The 16591-nt window shown below is 57.2% G+C and carries 20 protein-coding genes; 7 read left to right on the plus strand and 13 right to left on the minus strand.

Going from position 1 to position 16591, the window contains the following annotated elements; all coding sequences use genetic code 11:
• The first annotated feature begins 4 nt into the window (after nt 1–4).
• Nucleotides 5–217, plus strand: a complete 213-nt coding sequence (locus GGR23_RS21055) for a hypothetical protein (RefSeq protein ID WP_052642558.1) — start codon at nt 5–7, stop codon at nt 215–217.
• Nucleotides 218–224: 7 nt separating this feature from the next.
• Here the strand turns inward: GGR23_RS21055 and GGR23_RS21060 are convergent, their stop codons facing one another.
• The 13 genes from GGR23_RS21060 to GGR23_RS21115 are packed head-to-tail and all read right to left on the minus strand — an operon-like array spanning nt 225 to nt 13080.
• Complete coding sequence (locus GGR23_RS21060) at nt 225–2312, minus strand: type IV secretory system conjugative DNA transfer family protein (RefSeq protein WP_183368311.1); 2088 nt, start codon at nt 2310–2312, stop codon at nt 225–227.
• Nucleotides 2309–3331: a P-type DNA transfer ATPase VirB11 gene (gene virB11, locus GGR23_RS21065; RefSeq protein WP_183368312.1), complete on the minus strand. Its 1023-nt coding sequence runs from the start codon at nt 3329–3331 to the stop codon at nt 2309–2311. The genes GGR23_RS21060 and virB11 overlap by 4 nt, the downstream gene beginning before the upstream one ends.
• Nucleotides 3312–4523, minus strand: a complete 1212-nt coding sequence (gene virB10, locus GGR23_RS21070) for a type IV secretion system protein VirB10 (protein ID WP_183368313.1) — start codon at nt 4521–4523, stop codon at nt 3312–3314. Before virB10 ends, virB11 begins: the two co-directional genes overlap by 20 nt.
• Nucleotides 4523–5335, minus strand: coding sequence for a P-type conjugative transfer protein VirB9 (gene virB9 / locus GGR23_RS21075; protein WP_183368314.1), 813 nt, complete (start codon nt 5333–5335; stop codon nt 4523–4525). The genes virB10 and virB9 overlap by 1 nt, the downstream gene beginning before the upstream one ends.
• Nucleotides 5332–6024, minus strand: coding sequence for a VirB8 family type IV secretion system protein (locus GGR23_RS21080; RefSeq protein ID WP_037093755.1), 693 nt, complete (start codon nt 6022–6024; stop codon nt 5332–5334). The genes virB9 and GGR23_RS21080 overlap by 4 nt, the downstream gene beginning before the upstream one ends.
• A gap of 33 nt (nt 6025–6057) precedes the next feature.
• A complete protein-coding gene (locus GGR23_RS21085) occupies nt 6058–7086 on the minus strand; it encodes a TrbL/VirB6 family protein (protein ID WP_183368315.1) in 1029 nt (342 codons plus the stop codon).
• Nucleotides 7087–7090: 4 nt separating this feature from the next.
• Complete coding sequence (locus GGR23_RS23310) at nt 7091–7327, minus strand: hypothetical protein (protein WP_343066713.1); 237 nt, start codon at nt 7325–7327, stop codon at nt 7091–7093.
• Entirely contained in the window at nt 7320–8018 is a 699-nt protein-coding gene (locus tag GGR23_RS21090; RefSeq protein ID WP_107341898.1) for a type IV secretion system protein, read from the minus strand. The genes GGR23_RS23310 and GGR23_RS21090 overlap by 8 nt, the downstream gene beginning before the upstream one ends.
• A gap of 14 nt (nt 8019–8032) precedes the next feature.
• Nucleotides 8033–9124, minus strand: a complete 1092-nt coding sequence (locus GGR23_RS21095) for a lytic transglycosylase domain-containing protein (RefSeq protein ID WP_183368316.1) — start codon at nt 9122–9124, stop codon at nt 8033–8035.
• Nucleotides 9121–11580, minus strand: a complete 2460-nt coding sequence (locus tag GGR23_RS21100) for a VirB4 family type IV secretion/conjugal transfer ATPase (RefSeq protein WP_183368317.1) — start codon at nt 11578–11580, stop codon at nt 9121–9123. The genes GGR23_RS21095 and GGR23_RS21100 overlap by 4 nt, the downstream gene beginning before the upstream one ends.
• Nucleotides 11581–11583: 3 nt before the next feature.
• A complete protein-coding gene (locus GGR23_RS21105; RefSeq protein ID WP_081950740.1) occupies nt 11584–11883 on the minus strand; it encodes a VirB3 family type IV secretion system protein in 300 nt (99 codons plus the stop codon).
• Nucleotides 11883–12230 (minus strand): TrbC/VirB2 family type IV secretion system protein, encoded by a 348-nt coding sequence (locus GGR23_RS21110; protein WP_037093745.1) that lies wholly within the window; start codon nt 12228–12230, stop codon nt 11883–11885. The genes GGR23_RS21105 and GGR23_RS21110 overlap by 1 nt, the downstream gene beginning before the upstream one ends.
• On the minus strand, nt 12142–13080 hold the full coding sequence (locus tag GGR23_RS21115) for a lytic transglycosylase domain-containing protein (protein ID WP_246365972.1): 939 nt from the start codon (nt 13078–13080) through the stop codon (nt 12142–12144). Before GGR23_RS21115 ends, GGR23_RS21110 begins: the two co-directional genes overlap by 89 nt.
• A 225-nt stretch (nt 13081–13305) precedes the next feature.
• Between GGR23_RS21115 and GGR23_RS21120 the strand changes: the two genes are divergently transcribed.
• The 6 genes from GGR23_RS21120 to GGR23_RS21145 are packed head-to-tail and all read left to right on the plus strand — an operon-like array spanning nt 13306 to nt 16574.
• Nucleotides 13306–13914: a hypothetical protein gene (locus GGR23_RS21120; protein ID WP_115672744.1), complete on the plus strand. Its 609-nt coding sequence runs from the start codon at nt 13306–13308 to the stop codon at nt 13912–13914.
• A complete protein-coding gene (locus GGR23_RS21125; protein ID WP_183368319.1) occupies nt 13911–14447 on the plus strand; it encodes a thermonuclease family protein in 537 nt (178 codons plus the stop codon). Before GGR23_RS21120 ends, GGR23_RS21125 begins: the two co-directional genes overlap by 4 nt.
• Complete coding sequence (locus GGR23_RS21130) at nt 14444–15148, plus strand: thermonuclease family protein (RefSeq protein WP_183368320.1); 705 nt, start codon at nt 14444–14446, stop codon at nt 15146–15148. Before GGR23_RS21125 ends, GGR23_RS21130 begins: the two co-directional genes overlap by 4 nt.
• Nucleotides 15149–15553: a hypothetical protein gene (locus GGR23_RS21135; RefSeq protein WP_183368321.1), complete on the plus strand. Its 405-nt coding sequence runs from the start codon at nt 15149–15151 to the stop codon at nt 15551–15553. It abuts the gene before it with no gap.
• A gap of 1 nt (nt 15554) precedes the next feature.
• On the plus strand, nt 15555–16142 hold the full coding sequence (locus tag GGR23_RS21140; protein WP_183368322.1) for a hypothetical protein: 588 nt from the start codon (nt 15555–15557) through the stop codon (nt 16140–16142).
• Between the two features lie 9 nt (nt 16143–16151).
• Complete coding sequence (locus GGR23_RS21145) at nt 16152–16574, plus strand: hypothetical protein (RefSeq protein WP_183368323.1); 423 nt, start codon at nt 16152–16154, stop codon at nt 16572–16574.
• Nucleotides 16575–16591: the final 17 nt, after the last annotated feature.

The following is a 16591-nucleotide window of genomic DNA, read 5'->3' on the forward strand; positions in this document are numbered from 1 at the left end:
TGTCATGCAGGACGGTAATCAGAACACCTACCTGGTGGAAGTAAACGACCCCAAGTCTGCCGACATCGTCGGCAAGATGATGGTGTGGGGTATGGTCTCCGTTGGGATCCTCGCGATCCTGATCAAGGTCTACGGGACCGTGATCGGCTGGTATCATGCTTCTGTGGCTTGGCTAACAGAGGCGGGTCAGTACGCAGCCAGCTTCTGGCCCTTCTGAACCTGAATTAGCGGCCGGCCTGTTCCATGATTGGATCAGGAACGGTCGCTGCGAATAGCTCTTCCAAGCTCTTCCTCTTGCGCGGTGATTTGCCTTCGGCTTCCCGTTCGACGACCTCCCTAAGGCGACTAACCCGATCATTGTGCGCTTTTTCGATGTCGTTCTCTGAGACAGGTGTTGTGCGCTTTTCGGGAGCGGGCACAGCTGCCTTTGCAGGTTCCGGAGTACCCCCGGCGCTGACCTTCTTGTTGGCCAGGGCGGAGGGATTTACGACGCGAGCGGGCGAGGTGGAGGGCACTGGCTCTTTCGGAGCCTCCTCCTGGACAGGCGCCCGCGGCTCCTCCGCTTTCGCCTCAGTCACAGGCTTTATCGCTTCCGCTTGTTCAACCTGTTCCTGGCCTGCATTGGCATAGGCTGGCGTGGTCGCTGGAACTGGTTTAGGTGGCAGGTAATCGACAGTTGGAACGGTCGGTATGTGCGTCTGAGAATAGGCCTCCGCCTCCTTGAAGGGCTGCGTCTTAAAGAAGCGCAGCTTGTCTCCAAAGATTGGCCGCTGACCCTCCACCAGCAAGATCATCTTGTTCTCGGGCATCTGGCGCACTTCCTGCGGCATCATCAAGTCCCGATCGCGAATTTGCTCGACCTTTGTTCGGCGCGGGAGGCCCATAAGCTCGATAGTGCGCGATTCAGACTGATATCGGATGGTTCTCTTGCCAAGCGCGCGGGAAGCATACTCTGCCGTGGCCTGATCATTAGCACCAAGGATGAGCTGATAGCCGCAGTTGCCAAGGAGCGAATGTCGGGACGTCTCACCATAGATCTCATCCAGGTTCTTCAGGTCCTGGATGATGAAGGCGAGCTTGATCTTATAGCCGGCCACATAGGGCAGCTTCGTCATGATCTCGTCCATGCGCTTCAGCTGGCGAAACTCATCCAGCAGGAAATAGACCGGCACCGACTTGGGATCATGCTCAAGGGTAAGTATGTCCATCACCTGTTGAACGAACAGCGTCAGCAGCGGCCTAAGAAGCGTGATGTCGGTGATGTTCGGGGCAAGGTAAATTGTGATGGGGCGACGCTTCATGGATCGAAGGTCCATGTCGGTCATGTTCGTTGCGGCCACAACGCGTTCGTTCTTGAACGGCCTCATCGCCTTCTGGATATCAAGCAGTGCCGAGGCCGCGGCCCGATCCGAGAGAGACAGGTAGGAATTGAAGCTCTCCATCGTGAACTTCGACAGGTATGGCTCCTTCTCCTTGATGTACTTCATCAAGGCCTGCAGATCGGTCCCGCTGTTGAAGAAGGAGTTGATCTCGCCGAGGTTCCTGCGCCCTTTGTAGAAGGGGCTTTCGAGAACATAGCTGATGGCGCCGGCGAGAACCTGTTGAGCTGTGGCCTGCCAAACTGAATTCTCGGATTCGGTGTTTTCCGGTACAAGAATGCTGGCGATATTTTGAATGTCAGTCGTGCGATTGCCTCGCTCAGGACGAACGAAATCCAAGGGATTATAGCTGTTGGTCGTCTCAGAACCCGGCGAGAACAAGAAGACCTGGCTGCCGTTGCGCTTCCGATAGCCGGCGGTTGCCTTGTAGACCTCGCCCTTCAGATCCGTGACGATCATAGAGCCTTCGTGCATGAGAGCGTTGGGGATGACGTAGCCCGCGCCCTTACCGGATCGCGTCGGGCCAATAATGAGGTGGTGGCGATCGTCATACGCGCGGAGGACGTTGCTCCCGATGCGGCCGAATATGTGACCTTTCTTGCCAAACCACTTCCCGCGCCGAAGGGTTGCGAGGTCCTGAAAGGCTGCATCCCCTAATGGATTGCTGGTAGGTTTGAGCCCAAGATAAGCAATGAGGCCCGATACGAGCAGCGCGGGCACTACAGAGCCGAGCGCGACTTTTTGAAGGGAAGGGGAGGAGCTATAGGCCCAGAACTGCTGAATTGGCGCGAATGGGTTTGAGGTGATTGTCGCCTCGAGGATCCTACCGTCACCGTAGAAGAGCTGAAGCCCCGCCCCGTACGCCAGCATCCAGACTGCAAATGCGATCAACAGGCAGAAGAACAGATAGAAGGCCTGTAGCCCCTTACTCATGATGCATCCCGTGCGAAGTAGATTTCGGAAACCCCGCGCTTGCCGCCTTCCCGCCTGAGCTGGATCACGATCGGAATGACCATTTGGATGTAGGACATCAGATCCTGCTTGGAGTAGCCGGCGGACATGCCGGACTGCTGCATCATCATGGCAAGCTGTTCATAGGCGCCGAGCGGCGTATCGGCGTGTACTGTCGACATGCTGCCCGGGTGGCCTGTGTTGATGGCGCGAAGGAATGAAAAGGCCTCAGCTCCACGAATTTCGCCAACAAAGAGGCGATCCGGCCGCATTCGAAGCGCCGATTCAAGGAGGTTCTGAATCGTCACGTTCGCGGTACCTTGCCCACCCTTGGATGCGATCAGGTGGACCGCGTTCTTCTGTGGTGGGAATAGCTCACGAGTATCTTCAAGCGTCAGAATCCGCTCATTCACGTCTACAGAGTTGAGGCAAGCGTTCAGAAACGTGGTTTTTCCCGACGACGTGCCGCCACTGATCAGGATCGAAACTCGCTTCGTGATGGCCGTATGGATGAAGTCGTAGATCTTCTCTGCGCGCAGATAGGCGATCAGCTCCCGATCCACGTCGCTTAGGCCCCCGACAGCAACCGAGACTTTGTCGAGAGAACCGTTGTCTCGATAGTCCTGCAGAGAGAAATTCTGCACAACCTGCTTACGGATCGTGATCGACCCACCGTCGGGTGCCGCGGGCGGCAAGACGACCTGGATACGTTCGCCGGTCGGCAGTGCTGCGCTAAGGATCGGATTAGCGGCGTTGAGGAACTGCTTTGTCGCTGCGGCAACCCGCTCGCCAATGTTCTCGATCTCCCGTGCCGTCAGAGCATCGATTTCATGATGCTCCATGTGATCAGCGCCGAAGCGCTCAACATAGACTTGGCCTGGGCGGTTCACCGCAATCTCAACCACCTTCGGGTCATCGAGAAATTGCCTGATGGGCTCCAGAGACCGGTTCAGGAAATAATGAGGATCATGAGCGGTCGTGTTACCTACCATAACGTTCACGTTTGATCTCCTTCATCGCTTCCGTGACAGGATCGTCGTACATCGCGCTGAAATCGAGGTCCTGACGAACATAGACAAAGATCCGCTCGCCTTGCGGTACGCTGATCGTTGGCGGGATCCTCAGGTTTTCGGCAAGGACCGTGTTCGCCATGTCGCTGAAGGTCTGCGCGATCGTTTCTCGCGCCAATTCAGCACCTCTTTCGGCGTCATCGTTTCCGGAGCTGGAGTCGCTACCGTATCCGGTTAGATAGCTTGCACCGCCTCCGACGATCGACAGCAAGATTGATGCGCCAAAGCGCTCACGGAACTTGTTGTCGACATGACCCGTCAGGCCCGATCGCCCGAGGCTGTCCGTGCCGATGGAGTTCAAGCGCACCGACACGCCGTCATCCCGGATCAGCCTCGTCCACACGACAAAGACCCGCTTCTGCCCCCGCGTAACTTCGGACTGATATTCCCCGATCAGGCGTGTTCCTGTTGGGATCAGGACACGCCGCCCATCGAAGGAGTACACATCCTTGGATGTGATGGCCCGGACCTGGCCCGGAAGGTCGCTGACGATCGCCGTTTCCAAGATGCCGGGGATCAGCGTGCCCTCTGGGATCATGGCGTCGATGCGCTCAATCTGCCGGGCCTTGGCGGAACGGTCACCGATCGCACTCGCTGAGGACAGGTACTGGCTGTTGCGATCCTCGCCAGCGACGGTCAAAGGCGTGCCGCTGTTCGAGCCATCGAGCGAACCATTCGCGGATCCTCCCAGGTTCTGGTCAAGCGTGATTAGCTTTGACCGAAATCGCTCCGGAAACACCTCTTCGGCGGGCGGCGGGGCGCTCGCCGGTTGAGCTACTTCGGGCGGGGGAGGCACGTTGAATTCAGTGACGTCCACCGGCGGAGCTGGCGGCGGAGGAGGCGGAGGTGGAAGTTCCAAGACAGGCTGTTCGGGTGGTGGGGGAGTGGGTTCTCCATCGCGCACGAAACCGGGCGGCCGGAAGGTCGTGGTACGGAACTCCTCCTCACTTTGGGGGCTTTCAGGCGGGCTTTCTCCGGACGTCGCGAGCACCAGGTACGCGGCGAAGACGCCAGCCAGCAAAAGGGCGGCCATGCCGACCGTTTGATTGCGCTTTACGTTTCGATTGCTGATTTGGGCCTCGTCGGCCGCCGCCATTGCGTCGAGTTCAGGGCTGCGCTTCATTAGTTGCCGCTCCTCCTGCGTTTGCTGGCATCAAGATCCGGTTTCGGAGCCATGATGTCAGAATCAGGTGCTGCAAAGTCCGGCTTGCGGAGGTTGAAAATGCACGTCCACTGGTTTCCGTCCCGGAGCGTGTATTGCGTGGCTACGCCGTCAACGACGATGTATTCGCCTTCCTTGCGGAAGTTTCGCAGGGTCTCGGAGAAGTCGGATTGAACGGCAAAAATGGCCGGCACGGTCCCTCGGCCGAACTTGAAAAAGGTCTTCTTTCCGTCATCGAAGACCATTGTCGGCTTCAGCGCCGCGTCGCCCGAGAAAGAGTAGTCAATATTGACGTTCGCTTTGTCGATGCTCGAAATGTTCGGGTTAGCTGCCCGAAACTCAGCCTCCTTCCGCAGAGACTCGTTCAGGTTCTTCTCCGGATAAACGAAGCGAATGCCGAAGACTTTTTTCCCTGCTTCCGGTGCATAGTCGTTGAGCTCAAGGAAGTAGATCCTCTTTGAGGTCACCACGTTCATGTTTGTGGAAACGTCCTTGGCTATCGGCTTGACGAAAAGGATGTTGCCCTTTTCGGACGGGGCAACCTGCCAACTGTCGGTGTCGCCAAGCGAGATCGTCTCAAACTTCTCATCTTCGTCGAAGATGATCATCGTCGAGATGCCGTAGGTCGCAGACACCTTCACGACGTTGTTCGGCTGATAGACAACACTGGTCACACGCTCATCCAGACTGCCAGGGCGGGGCTGTTGCGCCGCATAGGCGTGAGTCATCGTGAGAGCGGCGATCGACGCCGCCAGTAGGAAGCCATATTTCACTGCTGGCCTCCCGAGGTCACCGTTTCCTGATCACGGCGGTAGTCATAAACCTGGAAGCCCAACGGGTTTTCGAAGCGCCATTCGTTGCGCTCAGGCGTATCCGTGTAGCGATAGCGAACGATAGAGATGAAATGGCGCGTGATGACGTCTGAATCAGAGCGCTCATGCGTCGAGAACCGGACGAGCGCCGTTGTCGTGTTGGGGAAGGTGACAGACTTTATGTCAACGGTGATCGACTTGTTTTTGCCGAGCCGGCGAGCTGGATTGTCAGGGTTCGCGGCACTCCATTGGGCCTGGAGGTCGCGCGCTGCGTCGCCGGTGGAGAGCAAAGCTGCAATTCCAAAGTTCTGCTCGATGGCAAAAGGATCATAGCCCTCGCGGGATCGAATGTAACGGACGACATTCGCCTGAGTGACCGCCTGCTGATCGGTGATGTTCGATGTTCGGGTCAGCCCTGTCTTGACCTCGATGTAGCCAGTGTTCTTGTCGACCTCGACAATGTACGGCTCGAAGCTCTTGAGGGGCACGAGCATCACCAATGCGGAGAGCGACAGGATCGTGATGCCGCCGAAGATCAGCGTAATCAGCCAAGCGAACGCCTTGGACCGTTTGGCCTTTTTGACGATCTCTTGTTCCCAACGGTCCCCATCCTGAAAATAGCTCCGGAGAGCATCGTTATTCTCTGCCATGTATCCTAGCCCTTAATTCCCGCCACCAGTTGCCTAGTTGGGCAGACTGTTGTTGGTAATTCTGTTTTGCATCGCTTCTGCTGCACCGGCGTTTTGGATGTTTTCCCTCATGCCGGCATGGGTTCTGGCGCGTGCGGCCATTCCTAATTCTCCAGCCCTCCCGGCTACAGAACGTGTCGCGGTCAAAGCTCGTGCCGGCAGTGCAACACCGGTCGCGTAGCCAACCGATCGAGCGATCTGCCCAACGCCCGTTGCCACGCCCCCGGTAATTCCCTGGGCGAGAGTTTGGATGTTGAAGAGGACAAAAGCACCAGCCGCACAGATCAGGACGAAAGCCGAGATATCGTCTAGCTGGATCTCGTTCGCGGATGCTGCCGCTGCGACCTTCTGCAGTTCAGCGTCCATGGTCGTGATGAGAAAGGCGGCGACGACGTAAACGAAGAGCGGAATAATCGCGTACGTCAAAACCTGCTGGAACCAAGCCATTCCGTACTGGCGCGTGGAATCAAACAATAGGCAGGCGATAAAGATCGGTGCAGTGCCAAGCAGCACCCACATCATCACCTTCGCAAGCACGAGGATGGCAAGCGCAACGGCAATGAACAGCCCAACCGCCAGCATGATCAGGAACCCTACAAGGCCCGGGAGAATGGCAAAGTAGCCTGACTGCTCCGCGAATGCTGCTGCTGCCTCATTCGCTGTCTCCCAAATCATGGAGAGGCCGTCTGTCGGCTCAGTTATCCCGGTACTGCTAGCCGTCAGGAGCGCCCGCCCCACGTCTTCCGGCGTGTTGTTCAGCCAGTCGTAAAAGAAGAGTTGGAAGTTGCCCCACTGATCAATGAAAGCGACGATAAGCATCATCCGCCCGACCCGGCCGACGATCTCGCCGACGCTCACTCGCGCGGTCCCCATGACGAGTTGAAGTCCGTAATAGGCGACGTAGGCAATAAGCATGATCGTCAGCAAGGGCATGATCTCGTCGCCAACGACCTCATAAGCCCGTTGGGAGAAATTCCGCCCTGCATCTTCAAGAGCCTCAAGCAGGCCGCCTAGAAAGTTCATGGGGTCACTGCTCTCCGCTTGCAGCGAAAGCGTCGATCGCCGCCAGCGCTTCCGATGGGTTGCCATTCACGCTGGTCATTGGGCCACATTCCTGTCGCGGATCCTCGACGTAGGATGTGAGGTTTGCCGGCCTCTTGCATGGTGCAGTCTTCTCTTTCGGAGCACCGGCGCAGCCAGTTACGCCGGCAGCAACCAGAACGGAGAGGAGCACAAAACCATTCACTCGAAATGTCTTAGTCACCGTAGGTCAGCGCCTTCTTGGTATTGGAGATGTCGACAAGGCGGCGCTGGTTTTGAGCCTGCAGGGAGCCGACCGCCCCATTCATCACGCCAATCATTTCGTTGATCGTCAGGCCGGTTTGAACCTGCAGCTGCGTGTTCTGATCGATGGACCCCTTGATGTCTTGGGCCTGGCCGATCTGCTGACCTGCCTGCTGGAATGCCTGTGTTCGGGACTGAACGGCCTGTTGCGAGCCGGTGACTAGGGCAGCAACTCCAAGGACGGTCTTCATCATCTCTTCATAGGACTTGTCGCCGGAGAACGTGCTGTCCGCCTTGCCAGACAAGTTCTTTACTAGCTGAAGACCGTTGATGAAGGTGGTGGCAATCTGCCCGATGTCACCGCCCATGCTGCCGAAGTTCGGGACTCCGCCCTGCATCAGGCTATCGAGTGACGGCATCTGAGAAACGCTGAACCCTTGACCAACGGCGAGGTTCTGCATGGGATTTGAAACGCTCCCGCGATCCCCGGTGACGGCTTTAAGCGTCTCTTCTACCGTCTTCAGAACCTCCTTGTTCGTATCCAGGATCTGATCGGTCGTCTGAGAGGTTTCCGTTGCAATCTTCAGGTTGGCGCTGTCGATCACGGGAACCTGTGCATGCGCGGTAGACGCCATCGCTAGCGAAAACGCAGTCAGGAATGCTCTTTTCATGGCCGTTCTCCTTGTCATTCGGTGCTCAACATCAGCTTCATGTCAGCCTCTGGTTCGAGTTTTCGAACGCAGGCCTGTTCCTCCGGATTCCACTCAAGCTGCAGTTCCTTGTCGCAGAGGTCAGCTACCTCGCGATCGTCTTCTTTCTCGTCTCGCTTGTAGTCGCTGGACCGCGAAGACCCCGAGAGCCCGCCTAGATCGAGTGCATTTTGAGAATTCATAAGCTCGGCAAACGTTGTTCCGAGGCGGATGACCTGGTTCATCATCTCAAGGTTCGCATTGCGTGCTCCGGAATTATGGTCCCAGCTGTCTTGGATCGTGCCGCTTTCCATCTGGCCGAGTTGCTGAAGCCATGACGCGACGTTCCCGCTGTTTTCGGAAATCGACTGGCTGGTTGCCATTGAGTTGATCGTTGCGTCACGCGCACCTGAAAAGCCCGACGTGCCTCCGCCGAAGTTTTCGGGGATGTTCGACACATCGGAGCCTCCGAACTGAGGCATCCACTTGCCTTTGATCGCGGCTACATACCCCTGCGTCTCCTTGAACGGAGGGATGCCGCCATACTTTCGAACGTTGCCTGGCCCCGCGTTGTATGCCGCTAGGGCGAGGTTGGTATTGCCGTTGAAGGTACGGAGCTGCTGCTTCAGGTAGCGTGCGCCGCCGCGGAGGTTATCCTCGATATCGTGAGGGTTCACGCCAAGATCCTTGGCTGTGCCCGGCATCAGCTGCGACAAGCCCATGGCGCCGACAGGCGACTTTGCGCAGGGATTGAACCGGCTCTCCTGGTAGACGAGAGACATGAAGAGGGTTTCGTCTACCCCTTCCCCACGCGCCACTCGCTTCACGAGCCCGACAATCTCCGGATTGGCTTGTGCTGCCGAGGGGGCGTCACCTCCGCGCCCCGGCCGGTACATCGAGCAGGTGACGCTCTTGCTCACGGAGTGCCGGCGACTGTCTGTTTCTTCGATCTGCTTCGTCGTTTCATTGCGCACCGCATCTGTTGAAGTGAGGGCGCCATCCGTAACAGGAACCTGCGAGGAGGCGGGGGGCGCTGTTCCACAAGCCAAGGCTGCAACCAGCAGCGTTAGAGTCCGACTGTTCCTCATTCGGCCTTCTCCCATCCGCAGAATTTCGCCAACCAGTTTTCGGGTTCGTCTCCGTACTGCTCGCGAAGTGCCGCGCACTCCTCGATCGTCTCCTTGCGTCCTGAAAGCACCTTCACGAGATCCGGCATTGTCGACAGATCGAGACGCGCAATGACAGAGTCGTTGCCATGCTTAATCAGGAAGGTTCTCTTTTCAGGAGGCGTGTTCTTGATGAACTTGAACTCCTTCACCGTCAGGCCGAAGCGCTTGATGTAGCTCTCTTCGTCAGCCCGTGGGTTCGGGAAGTGGATGTTGGTCGCCGATTGCTCAATGAGCGTGTGCGACGCTTTGGATTTGGTAATGTCAGCAGCCGACTGCGTACCAAAGCCCACGATGCCGTTGAGCTTTCGGATCGTCTTCATCTTGTCGACGATGAAGGCGCTGAAAGTGTCATCCATCAGTAGCTGCCAGCCTTCATCCATGAAGAACATGACGGGGTTACCGTCCAGCAGCTCGTCCAGCCGATGGTAAAGATACATCAGCGCAGGGGTTCTTAGCTCCTCATTTCCGAGGATGTTGGTCATATCAAAGCCAAAGACGCTGTGACCCGAGAAGGAAAGGACGTCATGGGGCGCGTTGAACAGCCAGGCTTTTTCGCCTTCGATCCAAGGGCGAAGCCGCGAGTACAGATCGTTGGCATCGGCCTTGGACCGCCCCATCAAGAGGCCGGCAAGATTCGGGAGGTTCCGCTGAGCTGCCGGCTCCTGCATGATCCGGACGATTGCCTTTTCCAGCGTGTCCTCGTCCTCTTGCGTGAAGTCGGTGCGACGATCGCCGCGCAGCATGGCCTTGAGCAGACGGACCAGAAATTCCCGGTTCTCGCCGGTGTTTTCCAGTTGCAGCGGGTTAAAGCCCGTGGGCGTTCCCGGAGATAAAACTTCGTAGGCTCCGCCGATCGCCCTGACGAAGATCTCAGCCCCCCGGTCCTTGTCGAAGAACACGGCGCGAGGCGTGGGTGAAACCCGCATCGCCTGAGCCAGCAGGAAGGTCAAACCTACGGTCTTGCCGGATCCTGTCGGACCAGTCACCGTGAAGTGCCCGATATCCCGGCGGTGGAAGTTGAACCAGTAGGGGGTTTGTGAGGTCGTTTCCAGAATGGTGATCGGCAGGCCCCAATGGGTGCGATCCGCTTGTCCAGTCGCGAAATTATGCATCGAGGAAAGGCCGGAGAAGTTGGCGCTCGACAGCATGGCGATGCGGGAGATGTAGGAGCGGTTTCCAGGCAGCTGCGCCCAGAACGCCGCCTCAAGATTGAGGTCTTCCCGGAGCCAGTTGATGTTCATGTCGGTGAGGCAAGCGCCAAGTTCCGACACGCAACGGCTTAATCCCTCGAGGTCCCGCGAAATGCACAGAAGCGAAAAATGATGAAAGCCGAATACAGCCTCCTGGTTGAGGAGGCTGTTCAAAGCATAGTCGATGTCGGATTCGACCGAACTACCCGCTTCGTCGGAGGCCTTGATTTGGCGTTGAAGGCGGCTGATCCGCTCTTGTGCGATCGGTTTGTCTGCAAGGGTGAAGGACTGCGTCAGGATGAACTCGTGGTTCACCTGCAGCAACCCATCCAACATGCCGGGACCAGTGAATGGAGGGTATTCTTTAATTGAGAGTAGAGCGGCATAGCGGCTATCTTCTTCCACCGCCGCTTGTGCCTGCATCGTCCGCTTTGAAAAGTGAAGCCGTGAAGTGCCGACGTAGTTGCGAATTCCCATGCGCGGAAGCCGCATCTTTCGCGGCACACCGCAGGTCAAGATCGTGTTGAAGAACTCGCAGGGCTCCGAATACGGATCGCCCTTAGCGTCTTCTCCATCGATGTCCTTTTTTGCGATATCGTCTGATTTCTTGCGATACGTGATGCCAAGCGGCTTTGCGCCGTACTTGTGCAACTCTTTCACGATGTTCCCAACCAGCTCTTCGAGGTCGGTCACATCTTCACGGGTCGCTTGGGCCCTGGCCTCCTTGTTCGAGCGTTCAAAGATCCGCTTCAGCGAGTCGCCGAGGCCAAGCGCCCCTTTCATGCCCGAACGCACGATCGTCAGGTAGATTTCGTTCGTGAACATCCGCTTCTTGCGAAGTTGGTCCATATAGCGATCGTTCAGGATCTCGCAGAAGGAGGAATCGAACGAACCGCCGATTTCGGTCTCGACCTCACGACGGATTACAGTCGACCAAAGAGAATAGCGGCTCGAACCTAGTGCTCGGATCATGGTGTTCTGCACAACAGAACGCATGTTCAGTTCGGCCTGGTCCTCCGTCTGGAAGAACAGTCCATCAAGCTTGATGACGCTGATCAGGGTTCCATTCTCGAGCCCGATGACCGTGTCAGACACATGCCGCATATAGGGGATGTGAACGGACATAGGCCGCTCGTTGCCGGCGACCTTCCCAAACCCAAGCTCTTCCTTGACGACTTTCAGCATCTACTATGGTCCGTATGAGTTGGTGCCCCAAAAGCGCTTGTTGGGGGTCCTTGGCGTCTTGCGGGACGTGACCTGCAGGACGTCGAGGATCTTGCTGTCCCAGGCACAAAGCGAGAAAAGGACAAGGTAGGCGGCTGGCGCGATCAGCAGTGCCGCCAGATGGTTCGTCACCAGCCACCCAATGATTGTCACGCCGATGATCAGGACGACCGCCATGTAGGGCACGCCCCATAGCGTCGGAGAACGGGTCAAGCCGATCACCAACGGCGTCAAAGCTGGCTTCTCGTCCTGAAAATCGCTCATCAGCCGCCGCCTACCGACGAAATCATCTGGTCAACGATGGCAGGGGCGCCGAACACGAGACCGATGCCAATGACGACGGCTCCGGCCGTGAACCACGAAAGCCTGCCGGCAAAGGCAAGGAAGCCGAGGCCAATCACGGCGATGATTGCCATCAGACGTCCGAAGGGGCCGGTGATGAAGTCAACGATCATCTGTACGGCTGTCTGAAGGGGGGCGAATGCACCGCCGCCGCCACCGCCAGCCTGTGCAAGCGCTTGATCAGCGCCTGCAACCTGCAGGGCTGCCACCAAGCCAATGACGGCTACTGCCTTCAATGCCCCGGAATGCCGGGAAACGACGTTCTTCATAGTTCTCTCCTTTCTTTGCCGCCATGTCTCGGACGATCCCGCTCGCCTTTCGTTTGCCGGTTGGCATCGGTAGGCCAAGCTGGAAATTCACGACCTTTGCGACATAGCCGACGGTTTCTTGGAATGGCGGAACGCCGCCATATTCGTAGATGCGCCCCTCCCCGCTGTTGTAAGCGGCTGCGACCAGAAGCGGGTTCTGAAACTCATCGAGCAGGAAGCGGAGGTACTTCATCCCGCCCTCGATGTTTTGAGCGGGATCGCAAATGTCCTGAACACCGAAGCGAGCCGCCGTTTCGGGGATAAGCTGCATAGGTCCGCGTGCGCCTTTCGGTGAATTGCGGATCTCATCGAAGCGACTTTCGGCCCAGGCAATCGCAACCGCGAAGCCCTCATCGACGCTGTATCGGCGCGCAGTGGATGCAACCAGCGCTTTAATCTCATCAGGTGACAGGGGCGACGGCCCGCACTCTCCAAAGGGAGTTCCTGCCCCTAGATTTTCGGGGGTATCACTAGATGTAGTATTTAGAGTGGGAGTCTGGACAGGCTCAATGCGGCCCGTGGCCCGCTCCGAGACATCAAAATACGCGCTGACAGACGCATCAATGTGATGCCCTTTGGAACCCGCGTCGTTCGACGCCGTTGCGCCCAAATCCTCGGCTCCGCCCTTCGTGACAACACCGTTTGCACCAAGGACGAATTCCTTCTCTGATGTCTCGACACCGCTCCAGCGATCTTCGAAGTTCGTGACAAGAGATTCCTCGTTGATTGTCACAGAACCGTTGTAATGGCTGGAAATACGCCCTGTTGTGGCTAGGTTTTGTGACGCAGCAGTATTGGCCGCGAGCAGCATGGATAATGCTGCGCTAGTCAGGGTTCGCGGGCCTAGATACCCTGCATAGACAGTGTTTTTATCCATCGCACCCGCCCGTCAAACGGTGTTGTGATTGCCACGAAAACCAACTAGAGTTAATGCATGCATGATACCGATTTGATGCACTCTTACAAGTTTTCTGATCGGTGTTAAACCCTATTTTGCAGGGTCAACAATCGCACTACGGATGGTTAGGGCTAGATTATGAAACAGGCCATCATTCCCGCGCTTCTAAGTTGCGCATTGGCAACACAAGCGCTTGCCGCTCCTGCGGTGAACAAGGACTACATCAGGTCACTGGCGGCGCCGGGCAAGACGGTTCTTGTCGTCGAGTATTACGACGGGACCGGCAAAGTCGCTGATCGCAAAGGTTACGCCACGGCCAATGGCTTCAAGGCTATTTCGGCGACTGAGTTTCGCGTCGATGAATCGACAACGTTGCATCTATATGGCGTTCAGCCCTGCAACGGCGATCTGGTCAATCGCGCGGAGGACTATTCCGGGACTTGCGAGGAGTTTGGTACGCAGCAGCTGCAAACGATGCTGCAAAGCCCCAAGGTTCTGTTCTGCAGGGCCTTCATCAGCGAGCAGACTGCCCCCGTTCAGGATGTCACTTGCTACGGCTACTATAACTATCCTGGAGCAATGGACACGGTTGATAATCTTGAGGAGCAGCTTCTGTCGTTGGGAGCGGTTCGCCTGACTAAGAAAGCCGATGGTTCATTCGAACGTCCTGATCTCACGGAAGCTCAGGAAATCGGCCAGAAGGGTTCCTACGGCATGTGGGCAGATCCTCGGGTGAAGGCGCAATGAAGCTTGCTGCTGCACTCGTCGCGACTCTACTGCCCTTTGCCGCCAATGCCGCACCTGTAGGGTACTTCGATCTTGCTCCCGGCATTACCTTGGAAACGGGGGACACCTGGATCTCGAACGGAGAACGGTTTCGTCTCTATGGCATCCAGTCCTGCTTGCGCGGCACTGCCTACACGGATGGTCAGGGCAATAAGAAGGATTGCGGCGAGGCATCGCTTGCGATGTTGGCTGCCTACATCAAGGACACCAAACCGATCTGTGCCGCCGTGGCGAAGCTTAACGGCATCTCATATGTCGTTTGTTACGCCACGGTTGGCAGTCAGAGGCTCGACCTCGCGCAGATCATGGTGACAAGCGGCTATGCATTCGCCGCCTTGAAGGCCGATGGTCTCCCTTATCATGCCCCCTACGCCATAGCCGAGCAGCTTGCTCAGCAAAAGAAGGCCGGCCTTTGGCAATTCTCCGACGTTCAGCATCCTTCCATCCTGCTTAGTCGTGAGGCGAACCAGCGATCGAGGAGCGCCCAGCCATGAGAAACCGCCTTATCCTTGCTATCGCCGCAAGCTCTTTGGCCCTGCCGGCGTTTGCCGCCGATCCGATCTATCAGAACTGGCACGCCCTACGCGGTCAGGCTGCGCCTCCCGTTGCTGCTGCTGTCCGGTTGCCGACGTTCAAAGGCCCGGTAACCGTTCTCGACGGCCGCACGCTATGGTTCGGCGCGCTTGGCAATGGCTATAAAGTAAGGTTGGCTGGCATCGACACCTGTCAGCTCCCTCAATGGGCTTTGAACTCAAAGTGGACCAACCGGGACAAGCAACAGGCTCCAACCCCCGTTCCATGCGGTCCCTTCGCCAAGGCCTGGCTGAAAAGGACTGTCGGAAACAGACCCACGACTTGCGTCGGTCTGGCCTACGCGAACGATGGGATAGCCGTCGCACAATGCACGACTAACGGTGTGGATCTCGCCGCCGAAATGCTGCGCGTCGGTTGGGCTCGTCTCGATTCCCCTTACATCAACGCCCAATATTACGCTCATCAGACCAACGCGATGGCCGCCCGATATGGGATGTGGCGAACCTACGTGTTGGACATGAACGAATGGCGCCGCAAAGCGGTCGACAAGACGCTAGATCGGCATCCGATCGCCGACTTCAATCTATTGGCCGAGAGGAAAAGCGAGATCTCTCCTCCTTTTGCTGATGCGCGAAACAAGCCGAAGAGGACAGACCGATAGTTGCCAGACCTCGCACATATTGCGACCTCTCTCGAAACGGATCCCTTGGCTGGCTTGCTGCTTGCCATCTCCCTCTCGATCGCCCTCATAATCCCGGCGCAGAGACTCTGGTGGATCCACGCGCTACTAGCGGCCTTCCTTCTCATCCTGTCGCTGGCTTTCCACGACAAACGTCACTTGTCCTTCGACAGCTGCCTGGTCGGGCTCTTCACCTTCGCCGCGGTTTCTCGGGATATTCCCAATCAGCCACTGCTCTATCGCACCGGCATTTCCTGGTTTGTGTGCTTCGCGCTGATCTCGGCCGTCATCTACGCTGCAGGAGAACGCATCCAACACAGGCCTCCGCTCGAAGGACCTTTTTCCGAGCCGGCAATTTCAGCAGCATTGATCAAGATGGACACCTGATATGAAACCAGTGTTTTTTGCCGTAGCCGGTCTCGCGGCTCTTGCCATGTCTCCAGCATCTGCCAAGGCCGAGGATGCGTCATGGGGTTGCCAGGTTCTCTTGTGCGCAGCCTCACAAAGCCCGTCCTGGCATGGTGTCCCCTACTGCGTTCCCCCGATGAAAAGGCTCATAGAGGCTATGTCGAAGCCCGGCTTCTCCTGGCCGATCTGCCATGAAGCAAAAGCCGGAAAACCCGGCTACAAACCTTACGAGGAATGCCCCGCCGGCATGACCGCCGTTTCCTCCCGCACCGATGGGGATCGTTTGTTCTTGGGCCGAGACGACAAGGATCAGTGCACGAAGACCGTCAACCAGTGCAGCAACCGTGCCGCCTTCCGTACCCAATTTGGTGACAAGCGAGAAAACGAGCGTAAGGGTGTTACAATCCGGGGGATCAACCAGAACAACGACAATGACGTGTTCAACCGAGACAATGGTTGCATGGTGCAGATCACTCAGCCCCGCCCTCGCCGCGCAGATCCTTATTATTTCGACATTCCGAATGATAAGGGCGTCAAGCAGCGCGCTTGGTTCAATCTGAATGACTGAGTGGACGACATGAACAGCAACATTCTCATTGTAGCAGCAGCCGGTATCGGCATTCTCGCCGGTGCAGGAGGTACATATCTCATCATGCCGGAGCCAGAGCCGGTTGTTCGGGGTCCTACTGACGCGGAGATCGCGGCCCTTATCGCAGCCAATCCCTCCTTGATTCCCGCACCTCCGGCTCCTGTGCTTGAGATACCGACAGAGGAGGAAGCCCTAGCCGCATATCGCAGGGCTTATGCCCGCAATCCTCTGAGAACCGGCCGCGGTGAAGCGGATGTAACCCTTGCCTTGGGAGAGTGTGACGAGAACGCCAACGATCCAGGCGTATCATGCGTCGCTGCCATCAGGAGAAATCCGAACGCCGCTCCTCTCGATCGTGTCATTGGATTTGCCAAGTCTGCATCCGGCGAGTGGGTTGCCACCAACTATTGATCTCAGGGCCAGATGCC

The organism is Gellertiella hungarica (assembly GCF_014197145.1).
Classification (GTDB): Bacteria; Pseudomonadota; Alphaproteobacteria; order Rhizobiales; family Rhizobiaceae; genus Gellertiella; species Gellertiella hungarica.

What these genes read in the sequence shown, in the direction of transcription:
- GGR23_RS21055 (WP_052642558.1), top strand. Translation starts at nt 5, where the DNA reads ATGCAGGACGGTAATCAGAACACCTACCTGGTGGAAGTAAACGACCCC.
- GGR23_RS21060 (WP_183368311.1), bottom strand. Translation starts at nt 2,312, where the DNA reads ATGAGTAAGGGGCTACAGGCCTTCTATCTGTTCTTCTGCCTGTTGATC.
- virB10 (WP_183368313.1), bottom strand. Translation starts at nt 4,523, where the DNA reads ATGAAGCGCAGCCCTGAACTCGACGCAATGGCGGCGGCCGACGAGGCC.
- GGR23_RS21080 (WP_037093755.1), bottom strand. Translation starts at nt 6,024, where the DNA reads ATGGCAGAGAATAACGATGCTCTCCGGAGCTATTTTCAGGATGGGGAC.
- GGR23_RS21085 (WP_183368315.1), bottom strand. Translation starts at nt 7,086, where the DNA reads ATGAACTTTCTAGGCGGCCTGCTTGAGGCTCTTGAAGATGCAGGGCGG.
- GGR23_RS21090 (WP_107341898.1), bottom strand. Translation starts at nt 8,018, where the DNA reads ATGAAAAGAGCATTCCTGACTGCGTTTTCGCTAGCGATGGCGTCTACC.
- GGR23_RS21095 (WP_183368316.1), bottom strand. Translation starts at nt 9,124, where the DNA reads ATGAGGAACAGTCGGACTCTAACGCTGCTGGTTGCAGCCTTGGCTTGT.
- GGR23_RS21100 (WP_183368317.1), bottom strand. Translation starts at nt 11,580, where the DNA reads ATGCTGAAAGTCGTCAAGGAAGAGCTTGGGTTTGGGAAGGTCGCCGGC.
- GGR23_RS21105 (WP_081950740.1), bottom strand. Translation starts at nt 11,883, where the DNA reads ATGAGCGATTTTCAGGACGAGAAGCCAGCTTTGACGCCGTTGGTGATC.
- GGR23_RS21110 (WP_037093745.1), bottom strand. Translation starts at nt 12,230, where the DNA reads ATGAAGAACGTCGTTTCCCGGCATTCCGGGGCATTGAAGGCAGTAGCC.
- GGR23_RS21115 (WP_246365972.1), bottom strand. Translation starts at nt 13,080, where the DNA reads ATGCTGCTCGCGGCCAATACTGCTGCGTCACAAAACCTAGCCACAACA.
- GGR23_RS21120 (WP_115672744.1), top strand. Translation starts at nt 13,306, where the DNA reads ATGAAACAGGCCATCATTCCCGCGCTTCTAAGTTGCGCATTGGCAACA.
- GGR23_RS21125 (WP_183368319.1), top strand. Translation starts at nt 13,911, where the DNA reads ATGAAGCTTGCTGCTGCACTCGTCGCGACTCTACTGCCCTTTGCCGCC.
- GGR23_RS21130 (WP_183368320.1), top strand. Translation starts at nt 14,444, where the DNA reads ATGAGAAACCGCCTTATCCTTGCTATCGCCGCAAGCTCTTTGGCCCTG.
- GGR23_RS21140 (WP_183368322.1), top strand. Translation starts at nt 15,555, where the DNA reads ATGAAACCAGTGTTTTTTGCCGTAGCCGGTCTCGCGGCTCTTGCCATG.
- GGR23_RS21145 (WP_183368323.1), top strand. Translation starts at nt 16,152, where the DNA reads ATGAACAGCAACATTCTCATTGTAGCAGCAGCCGGTATCGGCATTCTC.